Genomic DNA, 14635 nt, shown 5'->3' with positions numbered 1-14635 from the left:
CTTTAAACTACAATTTCATCAAAATGAATGTTTTTCCCGCTTGGTAAGTATAATCCTTCTAGATCAAGCGTTACTTTTCCTTCTTTCACCTCTGTCATTTTTACTTTTTCTAGCTTAAATCTTTCCTCCCACCTTTGTAGAGCTTCTGCTACTGCTGAATAGATTTCCAAAGTTAAATCTCTATTTATTGGCTTATCTACTAATTCAAATAGTCTTGACCCATAATCTCTCCTCATTATTCTACTGTTAATAGGAGTGGTCAGTATATCAATTATTGATTGTTTCAGATGTTCTATTCCTTCTAATTCTTTTCCTGTTTTGGAGTCCATCCCTTTCATTTTTAGCCTGCAAACACGTTTTCACTGCCTTTTATTACTTTAAACCCACATGAAACTATATCTCCTACTCTTCCCGCTCCAAACCCATTTGCAAACACTGTTTTTGATCCTTGAACCATTACTTCTCCTTCACTAAAACTTTCTCCTTGTCTGCACATTGGCTTACCATTTACAAAAACATTGTTACTCCCACTAATGCAAAAATGCGGTGTTACTTCTACACAATAATCTCCTACTCGTACAACCGATTTATTCATTTAATTAAGGTTTATTCTATCTGCTTTCAGTTTTATTTCGCTCTTCGTCATCTCTCCTAAGAAACTCCCTCAACTAGCTCTTCCTGTTGCACCAAGATATAACCAAAATCCCGTGCCTTTTTGATCAAATTTTTCACGACTCTCTCTTTGTAACGTGTTTCGTAATAGTTCATTCCTTTTTCTACATACTTTTGTCCGTATCTCAACATTTGATAGAAGATACACGCTAATTTCCTTGCTGTAGCAGTAATTGCTTTTGGGGATCCTAGTTGCTTTTTTAATCTTCTATAATATGCACCCAATGCACTCTTACTTTTTCCCACGGCATAAGCAGCCATTCGAAAGGCATTTGCAGCACGATTGATAACCTCACGAGTTCTTGTCCTAAATACTTTTTCCCCTGTAATCTTATTAGCAGGACTTAGCCCTAACCATGAAGTAAAATGCTTTTCTGATCGCCATTTACTGTAGTTAATACCAATTTCCGAAATAATAGCTTGTACAGTTAGTACATCAAATCCAGGAATTTTAGTAAAATCTATACCGGTTACTCGATACAATTCTTCACGCAAGGCAAAGTTTGGCTTATCTTTTCGATACTTACTTCTTTCCTTGCTTAACTCTTTACTCTCGTCAGATTTCGCTTCAAATGTCTTATAGTGGTTTTCAATATTTTTGTCACACTCTGCTATTTTTTCCTGATAAACATTGTATAGTTCAAATTCCTGCTGTAATGCAAATAAATGTTCCTCTCTGTAGTCACCTGTTAGTGCTTTGGCAATAGCCGATTTATCACTCTTTATTCGCACATCCCTTAATTCAGCTAATTTATTAGGATTTCTTTCACCTTCGATTATAGCCTTAATAATTTGCATTCCAGTGACACCTGTTATATGGCTTATTACTTTATGTAACTGAATATTCATTTGTACTAACGCCTTTTGCATCCTATTAATATGTGTAGTCGCACTTTCTGTAAGATTTTTACGTTGCCGAACATAACTACGCAATATGCACATTTGATCATCTGGCCTAAACGATCCTTGGATTAACCCATAACTGTGTAGTTGTTGTAGCCATTGGCAATCCTGGACGTCTGATTTTCTCCCAGGTACATTTTTTACATGCCTTGCATTTGCCAGTTTTACTTCGAATCCATACGATTCAAGTACTTGGAACAAAGGAATCCAATATACTCCTGTTGACTCCATAGCTACTGTAGTAACTTTACACTTCTTTAACCACTTTGCTATATTGTGAAGATCTTCTGTGAAGCAGCTAAACTTTTGTACACGTTGTTCATCTCTTTCTTCAGGTACACATACATAATGCACAGATGAACCGATATCTATTCCTGCTGCGTTAGGATTCATTATCTCTAATTTACTTTTTGCTTTTTTCATGGTAGCTCCTATAATTTGTAATAACGAAGTGCTTCAGCTTGGGAATGGTTAAGATTATACAATCTCCTAAACGAGGTAGTCATAAAATATGGCTCCATCAATGGTTCGAACGTTCCTCCCAAAACCATGCTATGAAACGGGCACTTATGGCACCAGTGAAAAATTCGGTTATAACTGCAAAAGCACCTCCTGTACAATTGTACTTAAAAACTGCTAAAAACTTAAATTGGAGAGTTTCTTCCTGGTTTGACAGATTTTTCTGTTCGGTGCTATGCTCGATTCCCCAGCTTTCAGTGTTATTTTGTCTACTACTTCAATCTCTAAATGATGCTTCTCTTTATCATATAACAATCTTGTTCCATCCTGAAACTTCACACTATTTATTTCTTTTTTATTCTCTGGTGCAGCATACTTCTGTTGATATATTCCAGCTAGTACTACTCCTAATGATAACTCTCCCAATGGTGACAATATTACTACCTGTTCATTTATGCTTGGTGGTAGCCAGCTTCTTTCCTCTCCTGCTCTAGAAGTTATCCATGGAAGAAAATCTGTTAAAAGTTCTCCTATCTTCACTCTTACTTTTGCTTTCTCATAATCTACTTCTTTTACAACTCCTATTCGTACAATGTTTGCTAACTTTCTTTGCAGCTCTGAAATAGCAAAATTACTCTCTAACATTTTCTTCTATTATAATCGTATGTGGCTTAATCTTATTTTCTGTCCATATCGATTTACCTAAATGAAGCTGATGACTCCAATCAACCATCCACACCAAATATGCATCTAATTCGGGTCTAAATCCGTCAATTTCTGCAGAGATAAATTCTCCTGGTGAAACATTTTTTATATTCCATGTATTTTTGTTTACAACTTTTGCCACCTCAGCAGCTAATGTTCTGACAATAATAGCTGCATTTTCTATTGTGCTATCAATCACAATTCGTGCTTCAAATCTTGCTTTCAGTGCTAATTCTTCTGTTCCTGGATCTTTTCCCGATTCTAAACTCACAAGCTCTACAAATAACGCTGGCGCTAATAATTCTTTCCTTATCGATGGATAAATTTCACAAGTTTGAATTGCTGGTATTTCTTTCTTCAGCGTAGTGCAGATTGCGTTATGCAAATCTTTAAAATTCATATATTTCTTGTAATATCACGTTCAAAGAACTTTTCAAACACTTCCTCAACCTCATAATTAACAAGATTCCCTATTATCCTTGAAGCCTCAGGTTCGAGTGACAATTTAACTTCCTTTATTGGCAATGCTGCTCTTCCTTCACGTTTAAACATACCGCTATTTCCTTTTGGCATAACTGCTGCAAATCCTCCTATAAACTCATGCTTTCCTACTTTCGATCCTCTTCTTGTTTTTTGTATTTTGCCAATTGTCGATGCTCTAATGTCGTAGAGATTTGCTCTAATTAACACTTCTAATCTGCTTGTTTTTGCTTTAAAAATTCTTAATCTCTTTCTTATCAAACTTAATTTTATCTTCTTTTCCTCACTGATTTCCTTAGCTGCTTGCGCTTTTAACCATAGTGCTGTTCTATTTAGTGCTTTTATAGCTGCCAGTTTTACTTTCTGCTCTTTTTCGTCAATATTGTAGACTATTTCATTAATATTGTTACTAATTTTAATATCAAACACTTTCTATTGCCTCAATTTTCCATATTTCACTCGAAGAATCTTTTAACGGTGGTTCAAAAATCTTGTAGAACCTTTTTTCAATCTTGATATAATCACCTATGCTAAAGGAAGTAACGTCCTGATCACGTATTTCTATAGAAGCAATTTGCTGAGTTAATGCTCCATCTGCACCTAGAGAGTACGTAGTCTCAGGACGTTTAATTAGCACTTTTATTCTACGAATGCCCTCCTTATTTTTATTACAATATGTGGCTTCCACTCCTAAATGCTCAAAACAATCTTCCAATAATTTTCCTATATTCATCAACTAGAACTAATTTTTACCAAAACTCCCGGACGATGGCACATTGGCAATGGATTCGACTGCGTATGTAAATCAGTTCCTCTATCAAATCTTCTTGGCTCTTGTTTTGCATAGAGTGGCTGTCCAAGAGTATTCACTGTTTCATTAAAATCTGCTGGTGCAAAATATGTTGTAAATGTGCTTGCTGTTCCTACTGGAAAACAGTGCCCTGTATCTTTCTCAATAAATCTTCTTACGGTTCCTTCAGGGTCAGTTGCTTGCCCTCTATATTCCTCAAATGTTATGCCACAGAACGTAAATCCTGACCTCATATCATTTCGAAGTGCTGCTCCTTCTTGCCATCTTTCATATGCTTCTTTTACTTTAGCATGAGAAGTTAATGCATCAAAAAACTCAGGGCTTACCAAGGCATGAATTCCAGTCATATATTCACCACTTAGATTATCTTCTATGTGCCGGAGTACTTCCAGACACTTACGTTTTACGTCAGTTGTTGCTGTTCCAAGGGCAAAATTTACTACTTTTGGTGTTATTTCAAATTCGTTGTACAGATTTAATAATTCTGACCCATCAGCATCTAAAATTATTCCTTTGAGCGTTCCCATTCGCAAATGCTCTAATGTTATTGCATGTTTGTTTCTCATTAGCTGCAAATGATCAGTTATTACATCTGCAAGCGCTTTAAGTTCACTCTCTGATCCAAATGCCCTTATTCCTTGTACTTCTTCTGGCAGCACTACATCATCATGCGGAATGTGCGGAATCGTAAATGTTCTTATCTTTTTTTTTCCTCTTTTTCCTACTGTTGCTGGTGCTCCGGGTACTTGCGTTGGTAGTAAACTTAACACTCCGTTGTGTTCTTCTATCGTAATATGTCTAAATCTTACTGACCTACTTGGAAACAAATTTAAATTTTCAACACGTCCATAATTTATCGGCAATATATTCATCGCATTTGTTAGTGCCGTCATGCTAAATGCTGTATTCGTAAATGGATTTTGCATTCTTTTTCCCCCTTATTAATTTAAGTTACACTCCCTTGCGGACAATGATCCCTCGTCCTTCAAGTTGCTTTATTGCTGCAGCTTTTTGCTCTTCAGTGATACCTGTTGGCCACACAATTGCATGATCTGCTAGCATTGCTATACGTGTAATGATTACTGCTTTGGCATTTTCTGTCGCATTTACATCACTTACTATCGCACCTATTGCTGTTTGTGTACCATCTGTTGCAGTTGGATTTATTATCTTAATCATGTTATCCTTATCACTACCAACAACTGTACCAAGTTTAAGATTTTGTCCCTTGGCTACCGTTATTTGGTCTCTTGAATATAGACTTGATGCCTCATACTTTAATAAGTCACCTAGATTATTTTGTTCGATTATACAACTCATAAAATTTCCTCATTTATTTTCCCCTTTAGTTTTACCGCCATGTTTGTAATTGTTGTACGCGGCGGTTATAAAAAAACTTAAATACTTGATTGCGCTCTAGTCCTTGCTACCTCCATCATCAACTCTTCTCCTGAATTCTGCGGTATTGCACTCAGTATCTCTGTCTTTTTCGTTCTCTCTGCAAGTAATTCCATTAAAACTTCCCTGGCTTGCTCAATACTTACGCCTTGCTCTATAAATTCTTCTATTTTCTCTGGCATTCGTGATAAGTTACATAAACGTATTAATTCAAGAACTTCAGTACGATACTTAGTTAAATTATCAGTTTCTAGGTCAGTTGTAGTTTGTTCATTCATAGTAATACTCCTGTTTTTATTAATAGATGAAAGAATTGTAATTCCATCTGCAAGACCTATTTCTATTGCTCTCTCGCCAAAATATAGCCCTGCCTCCGTTGATCGAATCTTTTCAATTGAAAGACCTCTGTTCCTCGCTATTAGCTGCACAAACATTTCATATAGTCGGTCTACTTCTTTTTGTAAGCTTTCCAGACTTTCAGAAGTCATTGGCTCATGTGGATTTAAATCATTTTTTCTACTTCCTGCAAATACTGTGGTATATTTTATTCCACATTTTTCATTAAATCCACTTTGATCTATATGACTTGCAATTACCCCTATGCTTCCTACTCCTGAGGTTCTGCTCACAAATACCTTTTCAGCGCTAGAGGCTATAGCGTACGCAGCAGAATATGCATCATCATTTGCTATCGCTATTATCCTCTTTTTTGCTCTTGATTCATAAATAAAGTCAGCTAGGTCAAATATACCGTTTACCTCTCCTCCGGGGCTATCTATTTCCAGTATAATTGTCTCTATGCTACTATCTGCTAATGCTTGTGTAATTTGTTCTTCTATTTGCTCATATGATGTCATTCCGAGCATTTCATCAAATGCACCAGGTTTTTTAGTTAAAATGCCATGTATCGGTATTATTCCTCTTTCACTATTTCTTACTGCATGTTTTATATTTTTAAAGATAGGCTGCTTTCCTGTTTGTAGTGACAGTAACTCAAAACTCCTTGGTTCTACCATTACACATCTGTTTAGCCATTGTTGTTTCATATCACCTCTTGATTTGCAGTAACCTCAGAATCAAAACTTAAGCCCAGTTCGCTTGCACGTCTTTGATCTTCTGCTATTTCTTGGTCAATTTCTTCAACATCGTAACCCATTTCTGATACTACTTCCGATCGACTCTTAAATCCATTTCTTACTGCCATTTGTTGTGCTTGCTGATCTTTCAGTGGATCCACCCAATCAAATCCCTGTGGTATCCATTTTACTTCTTCTTTCGCTGCTTTTACTACTTTTTCATCTATACTCAGTTCTCCACAAAGCACTGCTAATTCTAGCCATCTATTCCAAATAGGTCTACAAAACTGGAACACTATCACGTTATGCTGTAACATTGCACACCTTCTGCGAAACTCTATCAGCCCTGCCCGAATGGATGAATAATTAACACCTGTTAAATCTCCTGTTATACCAATTCCTAAAAATAAATAGACGAATAAAGAAAAATTTCTAAAATAGAATAATTTAAGAATTAGTGGGGAGTTATGGCAGGAAAAAGTAAAGCAATAGGAGAAGAATTATATAATAAGTGTAACCTGGAATTAAAGAAGCACGGCATAAGAGGAGAGATAGGAAGAAGATTACAGGCAATAATATCTGCAAAAGAATATGGAATAACAAAAGTTGCTCAAATATACCGAATTACTAGAACTACATTGATGAAGTGGATTACAAGATTTAAGGAAGGAGGAGTCAATGCGTTTAAAATACAACCAGGACGTGGAGTAAAGCCGAAGTTGAGCTACAAGCAGCAAGAAGAAATTAAAAATGTCATAGCAGAAGAAGGAGCCAACCTAACGGCTAAGAAATTAAAAATCATAATTGAGAAAATGTTTTCTATTGAGGTAATACCAAATCTCATAAATAAGTAGGCAAATAACTCACAGAACAAATGGTTTTGATCGAACTTTCCGTAATATTACGAATGAATGCACATACAGTATCCTCCAATAAACTAACAGAGTCATATATTCTATTTTTAATGAGATTGTCTTTCAAATATTGCCATAAACGCTCTACTGGATTTAACTCTGGTGAATATGGAGGTAAATAGATTAAGGTAATATTTTGTGGTATTTTTAAACCTTTGGATCTATGCCATCCTGCACAATCCACAACAAGAAATGCCTCCCTTGTTCCTAAATATTGTGACATCTGCTCAAGGAATATATTCATACAATCAGTATTGACGTTTGGTACGAATAAGCTAGAACTCTCTCCATTTCTAGGATTAACTGCACTATAGAGATAAAAGTTTTGCCTACCTAATTTTACCTTAACCTGTGTCCTAATGCCTTTTTTAAACCACCCGTGTCCAATCTTTGAATGTGTGCCAAACCGCGACTCATCGAAGAAAAATAGCTCTTTTTCGGGATACGTGACAATAGTTTCATTAAGATTTTTTTTTAAACTCTTCTTGTTTATTTTTATCCTGTTTATTGTGCACAGGCCTTGGAGTAATATACGAAAAACCTAACTTTTGCATCAGTCTATGTGCTGTAGACTTACTTACCTCAATAGAAAACATTTTCTCAATTATGATTTTTAATTTCTTAGCCGTTAGGTTGGCTCCTTCTTCTGCTATGACATTTTTAATTTCTTCTTGCTGCTTGTAGCTCAACTTCGGCTTTACTCCACGTCCTGGTTGTATTTTAAACGCATTGACTCCTCCTTCCTTAAATCTTGTAATCCACTTCATCAATGTAGTTCTAGTAATTCGGTATATTTGAGCAACTTTTGTTATTCCATATTCTTTTGCAGATATTATTGCCTGTAATCTTCTTCCTATCTCTCCTCTTATGCCGTGCTTCTTTAATTCCAGGTTACACTTATTATATAATTCTTCTCCTATTGCTTTACTTTTTCCTGCCATAACTCCCCACTAATTCTTAAATTATTCTATTTTAGAAATTTTTCTTTATTCGTCTATTTATTTTTAGGAATTGGTATAACTCATTTGCTGATCAAAATACTTCTCAAATACTCTCTCTACTTCATTATCAACTAACTCTTTCATTATTTCCCGAGCTTGCGTGTTTACTTTAATTTCATCTATTGGTAACGGTGTCATGTACCTTCTTTTGAATATTCCTATATGACCATTTTTCATTGTTGCTATGAATGCTCCTTCATACGTACGGCTTCCTACCTTTGCTCCTATCTTTGTCTGTTTTATACTCCCAAGTTTTGCTACTCCTATCCACTGCGAACTCAGCTTCACTACTGACCATAAACGCTTTCTATTTGCTTTATCCACACTTAACTTTTTTCTCATTGCTTTTTTTGGTATTTGTTTTTCTTCGTTTACTTGTTTGACAGTTTGTGACCTTACCCATAGTGCTGTTTTGTTTAATGCTCTCACTGTTGCTAATTCTATTTTTCTTCTTTCAGCATCTATGCTTTGCATAACTTTTTCGATGCTATCGGTGACTTCGATGTTAATACGCATTTATACTCCTGACGCTTGAATTTTCCAGATCATTCCAGAGTTATCTCTGAGTGGCGGTGAGTGTACTCTGTATCTACAACTACCTATGGAAAAAGTATCTCCCACCATTGGCTTTAATACATCAAACACACTTACTTCTAAAGTCAAAATTTCTCCTACAAATTGTCCTTCCGTATAATTTATCTGGCTGTTGCTTTAATATCTGCACCATGTACGACTTATCCCTTGACTCATACAACGCTTGCTCTCCTAAATGTGCAAAACAATCTTTCAATAATCTTTTTATTTTTTCTTGCATCTTTTGCTTTTATGTACTAGCCTTTACTTGGAGCAGGGTAGACCACTTCCTTACCTCACTTCTTTTTTATAGCTGATCTACCTGCTCAAACATGGAAACCATTTTACCTTTATATAGTAACTTAAGAAGCACGCTAAGAAAGTGGCTATATTGGTAGGAGGAAATCTCCTTTTTGGCTCCTCTATGCTGCAACGATTTTTACTAATATCCCCGGACGGTGGCACATCGGCAAAGGTTGGATTGGGTATGAAGGTCAGTTCCTCTATCAAATCTTCTTGGCTCTTGTTTTGCATACAATGGCTGACCAAACCGTTTCATTAAAGTCCGCTGGCGCAAAGTAAGTAGTAAATGTGCTTGCTGTTCCTAGTGGAAAACAATGTCCTGTATCTTTTTCTATAAACCTTCTCACAATTCCTTCAGGATCGGTTGCTTGTCCTCTGTACTCCTCAAATGTTATTCCACAGAACGTAAATCCTGATCGTTCGGTAGAAGTCATAGTCCTATCCCCCTTGATTGAGTTTTACTTCTATAACTCCCCCGCAAGAACCTTACTATTACCCATAAATCTAAAAATGGAGAAAAAGCTGCTATTTTACTAATTCAACTTTCTATTATAAATAGATCTATGGTCTAAAAATGGAATATATGATGAAAAGAACTATAAATACCTCAACTGGCGAATGGGCAGAAAGTGAATTTGGAATTGTTAATTTTGGTGATATAAGATTAAGTAAAAGGCTTCTAAAAATAGTTAATAGTTTTGCTGAATCGCCTGAGCGTTCAATAAATCAAGCTTGTGAAGATTGGCATCAAAGTAAAGCAGCTTATAGATTTTTCCAAAACGATGCCATTTCTGAAAGAAAGATATTAGACAGTCATATAATTAAAACTGTTGAAAGAGCTAAAGAATACTCAACTATCTTAGCTATCCAGGACACGAGTTATATTTCATATAAAAATCATAAAAAGACCGAAGGATTAGGGATTATAGCAGCAAGATTAACATCTAAAACAACTAATTTTAAAACCCATGATGCATACAACGTTTGCAGTTACAACAGAAGATAGGATTATTGGATCAAAAAATTAGTACTAGACCTTCCTTAGCTGAAGACCTAAAGGAGTTGAAAAGAAGAAGCCATAATACTGCTCTTCCCATAGAAGAGAAAGAAAGCATACGGTGCACTTAAAGATTCTACTAAACATCCTGGATTAAAGGATGTTAAGGTAGTTACCGTTTGTGATAGAGAAGCAGATATTTATGATTTATTTGAAGTTGCTTCCACTAATCAATCTCTTTTTGTAGTAAGAGGAAATCAAAACAGAACAGTAAACAAGAAGTCGACTTATTCTGAAAAAGGTGGTGAAAGATTGTGGGATTTGATGAATCGCATGTCTTGTCAAGAAGAAATTCAAGTCTGCTCGCGATAACAAACCTCAAAGAACAACAGTTTTAGAAGTAAAGTTTAGTAACTTTGTGATGAATGCATCAAAAAACAACGCTAGACGTAAAACCCAAAAACTTCCTAATTTAAATTTAAATGCTGTCTATGTTATAGAAAAATATCCCCCATTTGGCGAAGAGCCCATGAACTGGATTTTGTTAACAAATATAAATATTAATAATTTTGAAGAAGCAGTAGAAAAAATACAATGGTATTGCTTAAGATGGAGAATAGAGGTTTTTCATAAAATTTTGAAATCCGGTCTTAAAGTTGAAGAATGTAGGCTCCAAACAGCAGATAGATTGATCCGCTTTCTTACAATTATGAGTATAATTGCATGGAGAATATTTTTTATCACATTGGTAGCTAGCGAATCTTTCTTGCACTGTCATACTGACTGATGACGAATGGAAGGTTTTATATACCAAAATGCTTAAGACAAAAAACTATCCTGCACCTATAAGAGAAATTGTGAGGTGGGTGGCCAAGTTAGGAGGGTTTTTAGCTCGCAAAAATGACTTAGCTATAGCTTTGTGGAAGGGATGGAAACGTCTCTTTGATTTAGCAGAAGGATGGAGACTTGCTCATGAATTCTATACTTGTGGGTAATAGTAAGCGCAAGAACCGTGCATGCAGCTTTCCCGCACACGGCTCCACAATATTAGCGTTCACGACATACCTCCTGTGTATACAAGGAAAAACATATTTTTGGTTTTGGTGGTGGATTGACTTGTGTATAATGAATAAATTGCTCCCAATTCATGCTCTTTTTCTGGCTACGTCGGTTTATCCACTTAAACGTTAGTTTCTTTACTGCCCAATTAAACTTATTGAGCCATCGATAATTTCCGCTAATCCCGAAGTAGTTATAGTGTCCTCTTAGTTTGGCTTTGAGTATTTGCCACCAGTCTTTGAGACGAATAAGATGTATGGTTCCAGAGTGTGATGGTGTGGATCTATTATAAATAATTCAGGAGACTTTGTCAACTGAGAACATATAAATTCAAAAGGCGTAAGACCCCTAAGAGCTTTGAGTCTCTTTGCATAATTGTAGGCCATAACAAAGTCATAAAGATGCTCCTTAAGTTGCTGATGCGAACGATAGTAATATTTCTTAACTGTAGCATTCTTTAAAGTTTTATTCATACGTTCAACTTGTCCATTTGTCCAAGAATGGCTAACTTTTGTCAGACGATGTTCAATGTTATTTTCTTCACAAACTCTATCAAATATGTGTTGGAAGGCGTATTTATGGCGCTTCTGATTTGTAAATTGTATGCCATTATCTGTCAAAATAGTGTGGATTTTATACGGTAAAATTCTAATCAGATTACCTAAAAACTCAGCAGCTATGGGTTTTGTAGCACTTTTGTGCAACTCAACGTAGGTGAATTTGATCTATTGCAACAAACAAATACAGCTTTCCTTCTTCTGTTCTAACTTCCACGATATCAATATGGAAATAGCCTATAGGATATTGTTTGAATTTCTTTCTTGATTTAACTTCACCATCGACATCTGGTAGTCTGCTAATGTTGTGCCTTTGTAAACAACGATGTAATACCAATTCTCAATAATAATGAGACAAATGAAAAAGAGTGCTTTCCGCCTATAACTGGAGGTTTAAGTGAATTTATCGTATATTCTATTTGTCTTCCCAATAACGAAGTTTGGTATAAGCTGGAGCGACTCAAATGTGGGATTGAGGTTTGCAAAGCGTAGAGACAGTCATCTAATGGCAATAGAGTATGCTTACGAAATGCAACACTCCTCTTCTAAAGTTAAAACAGTTGATCTTGGATGCTTTGGACCCATACCAGCATCTTTGGTAAATGAGCGTTTTCTCCACTTAATAATAGTTTTTGGTTTAAGGTTATAACACTTGGAGAGTTTTGCTATGCTCTCTTTACTATTTTGTATTGCTCTACGAATTGTCTCTGTTGTTCTGGCGCACCCATGTAATACTTGTCCCATAATTCCTCCCTTGATGATATTTTTTTCTCACATTTTATCATACCATCACACTCTGGAACTGTACAACTACTCTCATAATGTCATTGTCTCTACGTGATATAGCATCTGTAAGTATTGTATGAGTTTCTTCCCGACCATCTGAATATTTTGTGGTCATTTCTTCATTCAGAACTTCCTTTAATAGTTTTTGTTTTTTGGCTTCTTCCAAAAGATCTTTTACAGCTTGATTATTCTTATGACTTATACCAATTCCTAAAAATAAATAGACGAATAAAGAAAAATTTCTAAAATAGAATAATTTAAGAATTAGTGGGGAGTTATGGCAGGAAAAAGTAAAGCAATAGGAGAAGAATTATATAATAAGTGTAACCTGGAATTAAAGAAGCACGGCATAAGAGGAGAGATAGGAAGAAGATTACAGGCAATAATATCTGCAAAAGAATATGGAATAACAAAAGTTGCTCAAATATACCGAATTACTAGAACTACATTGATGAAGTGGATTACAAGATTTAAGGAAGGAGGAGTCAATGCGTTTAAAATACAACCAGGACGTGGAGTAAAGCCGAAGTTGAGCTACAAGCAGCAAGAAGAAATTAAAAATGTCATAGCAGAAGAAGGAGCCAACCTAACGGCTAAGAAATTAAAAATCATAATTGAGAAAATGTTTTCTATTGAGGTAAGTAAGTCTACAGCACATAGACTGATGCAAAAGTTAGGTTTTTCGTATATTACTCCAAGGCCTGTGCACAATAAACAGGATAAAAATAAACAAGAAGAGTTTAAAAAAAAATCTTAATGAAACTATTGTCACGTATCCCGAAAAAGAGCTATTTTTCTTCGATGAGTCGCGGTTTGGCACACATTCAAAGATTGGACACGGGTGGTTTAAAAAAGGCATTAGGACACAGGTTAAGGTAAAATTAGGTAGGCAAAACTTTTATCTCTATAGTGCAGTTAATCCTAGAAATGGAGAGAGTTCTAGCTTATTCGTACCAAACGTCAATACTGATTGTATGAATATATTCCTTGAGCAGATGTCACAATATTTAGGAACAAGGGAGGCATTTCTTGTTGTGGATTGTGCAGGATGGCATAGATCCAAAGGTTTAAAAATACCACAAAATATTACCTTAATCTATTTACCTCCATATTCACCAGAGTTAAATCCAGTAGAGCGTTTATGGCAATATTTGAAAGACAATCTCATTAAAAATAGAATATATGACTCTGTTAGTTTATTGGAGGATACTGTATGTGCATTCATTCGTAATATTACGGAAAGTTCGATCAAAACCATTTGTTCTGTGAGTTATTTGCCTACTTATTTATGAGATTTGGTATTATAGCATAATGTAGTAGTGACAACGTCTTCTCTCTACCCTGATACTTGCGAGTTATTTTTGCTAAAAGAATCGTGCTCGCGTTATAGCTGGACCTTTTGAATATTCTATTTCTGAACTTTCCAGCAACACCTTTCCCTTCCTCTATTTCTCTTGCTAGTTTTTGAATATTCTTTCTATCTTTATTTGTTAATTCATATATATCACATACTAATTCACCAGTCAGTTTTGGCGGTTTCACAGTGCTTTTTCCTCCTATTAAGATTTATTGATTTAGTTGTAGTAGTTGAAATAGCGCAGTTGCTCACCCCATAAATTTGGTGCTCTCTTTTGATCAAAGGTTCTCTAATTGCATGAAAGTCAATAATAATTTTTTGTATCATGAAAAATATTTTTTGATGTAAAACTCAGGTCTGATACAACCTTTTATTTACTATCGTATTATCTTATTCAATCAAAAGGGGTTTTATTGGCAATCAAAACACCAGCACTAAATTTCTAATTAATCTCTTTTAAATTATGCAGCCAATGAATATGTGGATAAATACGCCACACACATTTAAAGTATTTATCCACATATTCATTAAGCTTATAAAAACTAAGGTATCATTCTTTCCCTTCATAGTCTTAATATAAGTTA

General features: G+C 35.3%; 16 protein-coding genes and 6 pseudogenes. 3 read left to right on the top strand and 19 right to left on the bottom strand.

Annotated features, from left to right (window positions below; translation table 11 throughout):
* Positions 1–2 precede the first annotated feature (2 nt).
* From AAGD99_RS07150 to AAGD99_RS07100, 11 genes and pseudogenes are all read right to left on the bottom strand, one after another.
* The gene (locus tag AAGD99_RS07150) at positions 3–338 is read right to left on the bottom strand and encodes a GPW/gp25 family protein (protein WP_065095147.1); all 336 of its coding nucleotides are present in this window, start codon (positions 336–338) and stop codon (positions 3–5) included.
* A gap of 2 nt (positions 339–340) precedes the next feature.
* Positions 341–595 (bottom strand): PAAR domain-containing protein, encoded by a 255-nt coding sequence (locus tag AAGD99_RS07145; protein WP_213863528.1) that lies wholly within the window; start codon positions 593–595, stop codon positions 341–343.
* Between the two features lie 56 nt (positions 596–651).
* Positions 652–1998 carry an IS110 family transposase gene (locus AAGD99_RS07140; protein WP_341822314.1) on the bottom strand — a complete coding sequence of 449 codons (1347 nt, stop codon included), beginning with the start codon at positions 1996–1998 and terminating at the stop codon, positions 652–654.
* A gap of 213 nt (positions 1999–2211) precedes the next feature.
* The gene (locus AAGD99_RS07135) at positions 2212–2679 is read right to left on the bottom strand and encodes a phage baseplate assembly protein V (RefSeq protein WP_341822986.1); all 468 of its coding nucleotides are present in this window, start codon (positions 2677–2679) and stop codon (positions 2212–2214) included.
* Positions 2666–3139 (bottom strand): hypothetical protein, encoded by a 474-nt coding sequence (locus tag AAGD99_RS07130; RefSeq protein WP_138265010.1) that lies wholly within the window; start codon positions 3137–3139, stop codon positions 2666–2668. The genes AAGD99_RS07135 and AAGD99_RS07130 overlap by 14 nt, the downstream gene beginning before the upstream one ends.
* Complete coding sequence (locus tag AAGD99_RS07125; RefSeq protein WP_370274078.1) at positions 3136–3621, bottom strand: phage tail protein; 486 nt, start codon at positions 3619–3621, stop codon at positions 3136–3138. Before AAGD99_RS07125 ends, AAGD99_RS07130 begins: the two co-directional genes overlap by 4 nt.
* A gap of 19 nt (positions 3622–3640) precedes the next feature.
* Positions 3641–3952, bottom strand: coding sequence for a hypothetical protein (locus AAGD99_RS07120; RefSeq protein ID WP_264686591.1), 312 nt, complete (start codon positions 3950–3952; stop codon positions 3641–3643).
* The gene (locus AAGD99_RS07115) at positions 3952–4956 is read right to left on the bottom strand and encodes a major capsid protein (protein WP_341822985.1); all 1005 of its coding nucleotides are present in this window, start codon (positions 4954–4956) and stop codon (positions 3952–3954) included. Before AAGD99_RS07115 ends, AAGD99_RS07120 begins: the two co-directional genes overlap by 1 nt.
* Positions 4957–4981: 25 nt before the next feature.
* Positions 4982–5350, bottom strand: coding sequence for a head decoration protein (locus AAGD99_RS07110; RefSeq protein WP_077188124.1), 369 nt, complete (start codon positions 5348–5350; stop codon positions 4982–4984).
* Positions 5351–5427: 77 nt separating this feature from the next.
* A complete protein-coding gene (locus AAGD99_RS07105) occupies positions 5428–6474 on the bottom strand; it encodes a S49 family peptidase (protein WP_213863532.1) in 1047 nt (348 codons plus the stop codon).
* Positions 6471–6896, bottom strand: a pseudogene (locus AAGD99_RS07100) (phage portal protein); the annotation flags it as partial. The pseudogene AAGD99_RS07100 and the gene AAGD99_RS07105, both read right to left, overlap by 4 nt.
* A 75-nt stretch (positions 6897–6971) precedes the next feature.
* Between AAGD99_RS07100 and AAGD99_RS07095 the strand changes: the two are divergent.
* The gene (locus AAGD99_RS07095; RefSeq protein WP_341822984.1) at positions 6972–7358 is read left to right on the top strand and encodes a helix-turn-helix domain-containing protein; all 387 of its coding nucleotides are present in this window, start codon (positions 6972–6974) and stop codon (positions 7356–7358) included.
* Here the strand turns inward: AAGD99_RS07095 and AAGD99_RS07090 are convergent.
* From AAGD99_RS07090 to AAGD99_RS07075, 4 genes and pseudogenes are all read right to left on the bottom strand, one after another.
* Positions 7345–8359, bottom strand: a protein-coding gene (locus AAGD99_RS07090) for an IS630 family transposase (RefSeq protein WP_341822214.1) whose coding sequence is annotated in 2 segments (ribosomal slippage) — positions 7345–7893 and positions 7895–8359 — 1014 coding nt in all. Because the reading frame shifts where the segments join, the coding sequence is not laid out codon by codon here. The two genes, AAGD99_RS07095 and AAGD99_RS07090, sit on opposite strands and share 14 nt — an antisense overlap.
* A 63-nt stretch (positions 8360–8422) precedes the next feature.
* Positions 8423–8935 (bottom strand): phage tail protein, encoded by a 513-nt coding sequence (locus AAGD99_RS07085; protein WP_341822983.1) that lies wholly within the window; start codon positions 8933–8935, stop codon positions 8423–8425.
* Positions 8936–9233: pseudogene (locus tag AAGD99_RS07080) on the bottom strand (hypothetical protein).
* A gap of 181 nt (positions 9234–9414) precedes the next feature.
* Positions 9415–9747: pseudogene (locus AAGD99_RS07075) on the bottom strand (major capsid protein).
* A gap of 131 nt (positions 9748–9878) precedes the next feature.
* On the opposite strand from AAGD99_RS07075, the pseudogene AAGD99_RS07070 reads away from it, so the two are divergent.
* Positions 9879–11287, top strand: a pseudogene (locus AAGD99_RS07070) (IS4 family transposase).
* A gap of 270 nt (positions 11288–11557) precedes the next feature.
* Here the strand turns inward: AAGD99_RS07070 and AAGD99_RS07065 are convergent.
* The 3 genes and pseudogenes from AAGD99_RS07065 to AAGD99_RS07055 all read right to left on the bottom strand — a co-directional run.
* A pseudogene (locus AAGD99_RS07065) lies at positions 11558–12239 on the bottom strand (integrase core domain-containing protein); the annotation flags it as partial.
* A 118-nt stretch (positions 12240–12357) separates the two neighbouring features.
* Positions 12358–12652 (bottom strand): annotated as a pseudogene (locus AAGD99_RS07060) (IS481 family transposase); the annotation flags it as partial.
* A 37-nt stretch (positions 12653–12689) separates the two neighbouring features.
* Complete coding sequence (locus AAGD99_RS07055; RefSeq protein ID WP_341822982.1) at positions 12690–12860, bottom strand: hypothetical protein; 171 nt, start codon at positions 12858–12860, stop codon at positions 12690–12692.
* Positions 12861–12971: 111 nt separating this feature from the next.
* On the opposite strand from AAGD99_RS07055, the gene AAGD99_RS07050 reads away from it, so the two are divergent.
* Positions 12972–13986 (top strand): IS630 family transposase gene (locus tag AAGD99_RS07050; RefSeq protein ID WP_341822214.1). Its coding sequence is split into 2 segments (ribosomal slippage): positions 12972–13436 and positions 13438–13986, totalling 1014 coding nucleotides; the frame shifts between segments, so codons are not numbered across the junction.
* On the opposite strand, the gene AAGD99_RS07045 is transcribed toward AAGD99_RS07050, so the two are convergent.
* Positions 13973–14236: a hypothetical protein gene (locus tag AAGD99_RS07045; protein WP_341822981.1), complete on the bottom strand. Its 264-nt coding sequence runs from the start codon at positions 14234–14236 to the stop codon at positions 13973–13975. The two genes, AAGD99_RS07050 and AAGD99_RS07045, sit on opposite strands and share 14 nt — an antisense overlap.
* Between the last annotated feature and the right edge of the window lie 399 nt (positions 14237–14635).

It is taken from the genome of Wolbachia endosymbiont (group A) of Clivina fossor (genome assembly GCF_964026865.1).
Taxonomy (GTDB): Bacteria; Pseudomonadota; Alphaproteobacteria; order Rickettsiales; family Anaplasmataceae; genus Wolbachia.
The sequence above is the reverse complement of the archived record's forward strand: the minus strand, read 5'-3'. Positions and strand labels throughout refer to the sequence as shown.